The sequence below is a fragment of the Hydrogenophaga sp. genome, assembly GCF_041633695.1.
Lineage (GTDB): Bacteria > Pseudomonadota > Gammaproteobacteria > Burkholderiales > Burkholderiaceae_C > Hydrogenophaga.
This window is the reverse complement of the sequence record NZ_JBFJMY010000331.1, coordinates 1-4,674: the sequence shown is the minus strand read 5'-3', so window position 1 is coordinate 4,674 and position 4,674 is coordinate 1. Positions and strand designations below refer to the sequence as shown.

Genomic DNA, 4,674 nt, shown 5'->3' with positions numbered 1-4,674 from the left:
TTAAATATTTGATGTGCCGAAGCCGGATCGGATGCCCTTGATAGGTGGAAACCCTCAACCAAAAGACAAGCTTGTTCGCCTGAATTTCATGAAATGATGGGGTTGAAAACCCCGAAGTTGATGAAATGATCAAATCAAGTCGTCAAGTGGCCTGGCTTGCAATGAGCAAGCGGTGCGGTCAAAATATCGAGAATCTGGCCCCGCTGAGCCAGAGGCTTCAGGAGACAGCGTGGATACGAATTTGCATTACCCACCAGACGCCGATTTGCGCAAGCTACTGCGCTTCGAGCCGCGCAGCGGTGCGATCTGGCTGGGCGAGCGGCGCATGTTGCTGTTGCATACGGCGGCACTCAGTGCACTGCGCCAAGACCTGATTACCTCCGTCGGAAGCACCCACACCCGTCGTTTGTTGACCCGCATGGGCTATGCCAGTGGTCGACACGATGCGGAGTTTGCCAACAAGACGCGGGGCGACCGCAGCCCGGAGGAAATGTTTATGGTCGGGCCGCAGCTGCATATGCTGGAAGGCGCTGCGCGCGTGACGCCGCTGCACCTGAAAATGGACATTGCCGCCGGACACTACGAAGGGGAATTCCGCTGGGACGATTCGTGGGAGGCCCATGCGCACCGCCTGGCGTATGGCGTGGTTGAGGAGCCGGCCTGCTGGATCTTGTTGGGCTATGCCAGTGGATACACCAGCGCGTTTATGGGCAAGCTGATTCTTTTCAAAGAGGTGAAGTGCGGCGCCTGCGGACACGACCATTGCCACATCGTGGGCAAGCCCATTGACGAATGGCCCGATGGCGACGCCTATCTTCCTTATTTTGAGGACGACTCCTTGCTGGACAAGATGGACGCGCTCAGTCGACAGGTCGAAGCCCTCAAGACCCGCCTGGAGCCGAGCACCTCAGGGGGGATGTTGATTGGGAATTCGCCTGCTTTTCAACACGCATACGACCTGATGTTGCGCGCGGCCAGCACCCAGGTCACTGTGTTGCTGACAGGCGAGACGGGCGTTGGCAAAGAGCGGTTCGCGCGCGCGCTGCATGCGCACTCGAACCATGCCACCGGGCCCTTTGTCGCGGTCAACTGCGCGGCCTTGCCCGCAGAGTTGATCGAAGCCGAGTTGTTCGGGGTGGAGAAGGGGGCGTTCACCGGGGCTCACGCAGCGCGGGCCGGTCGGTTTGAACGAGCCGACGGCGGCACCCTGTTTCTCGACGAAGTGGGCGATTTGCCCATGGCCGCGCAAGCGAAACTGTTGCGTGTTTTGCAAGAAAGCGAGATCGAGCGCGTGGGTGCGGAGCGTGCGCGCAAGGTCAATGTGCGCGTGATCACTGCAACCAATGTGAATCTAGAAGAAGCCGTTGCGCAAGGCCGTTTTCGCCGCGACCTTCTCTACCGCCTCAACGTCTACCCGGTTTGTATTCCGCCACTAAGGGAGCGTGTTGCCGACATCGAGCCGCTAGCCAACCATCTGTTGGCCAGATTCACCGCGCTGCACAACAAACGACTCAATGGCTTGGGGGATCGGGCCTTGCAAGCGCTGATGCACCACGATTGGCCAGGCAATGTGCGGGAGCTGGAAAACTTGGTCGAGCGCGGTGTGATCCTCGCGGCCCAAGGTACGACCGTGGAGTTGGAACACTTGTTTCCCAATTTGCCAGCGACCCGGCAGGACGGTGTGGACGATCACGGCCGCCTCGCCCACATCGTGCCGGCGAACAGCACGGCGCTGTGTGAACGCATCGTGGACAGCGGGGTGCCAATCGGACAATTGGAGGCACAGGTGCTGGCCATGGCGGTTGAGCGTTGTGGCGGAAACCTCTCCGGCGCGTCGCGGTTGTTGGGACTGACTCGACCGCAACTGGCCTACCGCCTCAAACGTCAGGAATCTGGCGAGGTTTCAGAATGAAGCCTGGAACCGAACTTCCGCTACAAAAGGCGATGTTGCCAATCGATGCCTTCAGCGATCACCTGCTGCGCGCGACCAATGATTCGCCCCGCACCTTGTCAGAACGGGCATATTTCGATCTGCGCCAAGACATTGTGCAAGGTCATCTTGCGCCGGGTGAGCGGCTTCGCGTCGAGCATTTGAAAGACCGCTATGAGGTAGGTGCTGGTACCCTGCGAGAAGCCTTGGCGCTGCTGGTCTCTGATGCGCTGGTCACGGTGGAAGGCCAACGCGGATATCGGGTCAGCGAAATTTCGCTCGGCGACCTCAAGGACCTCACGGACACCCGGGTGATGTTGGAGACAGAGGCATTGCGGCAGTCAATCCGCCATGGATCGGCTCAGTGGGAGACCGAGTTGACCCTTGCTTTTGAGACACTCTCGCAGGCCGAACTCCAGCGAGGTGGTTTGGAACCCAACCATTGGGAGCCCGCGAACAAGCGCTTCCATGAAGCACTGATCGCAGCCCATCGCTCCCCGTGGACCAAGCACCTGCTCAGCATTCTTTACCGCCATGGCGAGCGCTACAGGCACGTCGCCATCCGTATGGGCGCGACTCAGACTGTGCAGCGCAATGTGCACGAAGAGCACACCAGTATTTATGCCGCTGCTGTGGCACGCCAGGAAGCCCGCGCAGCCCTTGCCCTAGAGTCCCACATTCGACTCACCTGTGATCTGCTGTTGCGTCATGCCATCTAGTGCGCCGCTTGAAGCAAGGATCGGCCCCTCACACCCAAACACGCGCTTTCACGAAATAGCTCGAACCGTTCCCTTTAGGGGGAAAAGCGAAATTCAGGGCGGGGTGTTTCGCGATTGCATCCAGTGCACGACACTTGGCCCATAGGTGGACGGCGCTTTTGCAACTGTCTGCATCGCCAACTTGGCCAAATTTTGCGCCGCCAGAGCTTCGATCATTTTCTGTTCGGCTTCAAGCATGACACTGTGAATCGAGCAGACTCCCTCGGTGGCCCAGCGTGGTGCCTGTCCGTTGAAAAGTGCACACCGCACACGGACTTCTTTGCAGTCAAAAAGTGGCTTGACGCCGTCAATGGCATGTACGACATCAAGCACGCTGATCTCATGGGCTGATCGTGCCAGACGAAAACCTCCATTTTTGCCCTCAGTCGAATCTGTTAAACCGGCTCTACGCAACTTGGTGAAAAGCTTGGCAACATAGTCAAAAGGAAGTCCTTGCAGGTCAGCCAAGTCGCGCACGGTGGCAACCCAGACCCCATTTGGTGGTCCGGTGAGGTACAGCAAACAATGCAACCCGTATTCGACGCCAACGCTGATGTGACTCAATCGATTCCCAGTGACTTTGATTCGATTTGAGTATCATAGCCGAGCAGACTATTGCTTATCGAAGATCACCAGATCTTTGTCTTTACTGTCTGTGATAAATATGGCCAGGAGCTTGGCCGACTCGATATCACTTGCATTGTCGCTCTCCAGATGGTGCGCGCCCGGGCCTTCCGTCCAACTCTCACCAGCGCGATAAATCTGCTCCTCGCCATTGTCCAAACGGCTTCGCACCGAGCCTTCCAACACATAACCGATCACAAACGCTTGGCCATGGCGATGCGGGGGCGTCCTACCACCGGGCTGATAGCTGACGACAAGCGCGGTGACCACCTTGCCTGGAACACTGGTGATCGCGTGTGCAAAGGCAGGAACGATAGTTTCACGTGGCGCACTCGGGCCGTGGGCAGATCCCGCACTGGCGGCCATCAGAAGAGCGCAGGCCGCGAGACACTTTTCTATCGTTGGCAATGGGATTCGCATTTTTTTCTCCTGCTTTTGTTCGGAAGTTGATGATACTACGATTTGTGAAATCGTAGTCTACTTTCGAAGCAATTTGGGTGCTTGCATGTTTTGTCTACGACTCATACAATCGTAGTTATGGCGTCAATCGATTCCCACGATAGCGGAGCTGTTTTTGGCGTCAGAAACATGGCGAGCACGTGTGTCGTGACCGTCTCCGTAAGGAACAAACCTAGTCAACAACGTTGGAGTATTGCAATGAGAGAACGCATCTTGGTGGTGGGCGCAGGGTTTGCTGGTATGTGGAGCGCGTTGAGCGCATCGCGTGCTTTGCATCTAGCGAATCGGTCCGACGGGACAGTTGAAATTTTGCTCGTGGCACCCGCGCCTGAGCTGCATGTCCGCCCCCGGTTCTATGAAGCACCCGTAGACGCGATGAAGTCGCCCCTATTGCCGCTCCTCGAGGCAGCAAACGTAAAGTTTCACCAAGGTCTCGTTGAAACGATCCGGACAACGGCACAAGAAATCGACGCGATTGATGCAGAAGGCAACCTGTCTACTATCTCTTATGACAAACTCATACTTGCAGCGGGTAGTCGGCTCTTTCGCCCGGCACTGCCTGGCTTGCACGAACACGGATTGAGTGTGGATCTGTTCGATGAGGCCGTGCAACTCGATGAACACCTACACAAGCTATCTGAATTGCCGCCTACCTCCGCGCGGAACACCGTAGTCGTCGTTGGTGGAGGGTTCAGCGGTATAGAAACTGCAGCCGAGATAGGCGCACGCATGCGCACGATCCTGGGCATAGACACCGATGTCCGTGTGATCATCCTTGAGCGAGAGCACGTGATCGGCCCAGATCTGGGGCCTGGCCCTCGGCCCGTTATCGAGCGGGCTCTTAGGGCCGTCGGCGTGAGCTGCAGGCTTGGCGCCGCGGTTGAGAGTATTGATGTCGGTGGG

Annotated in this window: 5 protein-coding genes; 3 read left to right on the top strand and 2 right to left on the bottom strand. The window is 57.5% G+C overall.

Annotation, left to right across the window (positions count from 1 at the left end; genetic code table 11):
* The first annotated feature begins 229 nt into the window (after nt 1–229).
* Nucleotides 230–1,912 (top strand): sigma 54-interacting transcriptional regulator, encoded by a 1,683-nt coding sequence (locus ABYB95_RS17255; protein ID WP_372659788.1) that lies wholly within the window; start codon nt 230–232, stop codon nt 1,910–1,912.
* Nucleotides 1,913–1,944: 32 nt separating this feature from the next.
* Nucleotides 1,945–2,649, top strand: a complete 705-nt coding sequence (locus ABYB95_RS17250; protein WP_372659789.1) for a GntR family transcriptional regulator — start codon at nt 1,945–1,947, stop codon at nt 2,647–2,649.
* 93 nt (nt 2,650–2,742) lie between these two features.
* On the opposite strand, the gene ABYB95_RS17245 is transcribed toward ABYB95_RS17250, so the two are convergent.
* Together ABYB95_RS17245 and ABYB95_RS17240 are read right to left on the bottom strand one after the other, a co-directional pair.
* Nucleotides 2,743–3,252 carry an Rrf2 family transcriptional regulator gene (locus ABYB95_RS17245; RefSeq protein WP_372659787.1) on the bottom strand — a complete coding sequence of 170 codons (510 nt, stop codon included), beginning with the start codon at nt 3,250–3,252 and terminating at the stop codon, nt 2,743–2,745.
* A gap of 48 nt (nt 3,253–3,300) precedes the next feature.
* A complete protein-coding gene (locus ABYB95_RS17240; RefSeq protein ID WP_372659786.1) occupies nt 3,301–3,732 on the bottom strand; it encodes a cupin domain-containing protein in 432 nt (143 codons plus the stop codon).
* A 237-nt stretch (nt 3,733–3,969) separates the two neighbouring features.
* Here ABYB95_RS17240 and ABYB95_RS17235 point away from each other — a divergent pair.
* Nucleotides 3,970–4,674: FAD-dependent oxidoreductase (locus tag ABYB95_RS17235; protein ID WP_372659785.1), on the top strand; the 705-nt coding region annotated here is incomplete at its 3' end.

Coding starts and splice junctions, on each gene's coding strand:
- ABYB95_RS17250 (WP_372659789.1), top strand. CDS start 1,945: ATGTTGCCAATCGATGCCTTCAGCGATCACCTGCTGCGCGCGACCAAT.
- ABYB95_RS17240 (WP_372659786.1), bottom strand. CDS start 3,732: ATGCGAATCCCATTGCCAACGATAGAAAAGTGTCTCGCGGCCTGCGCT.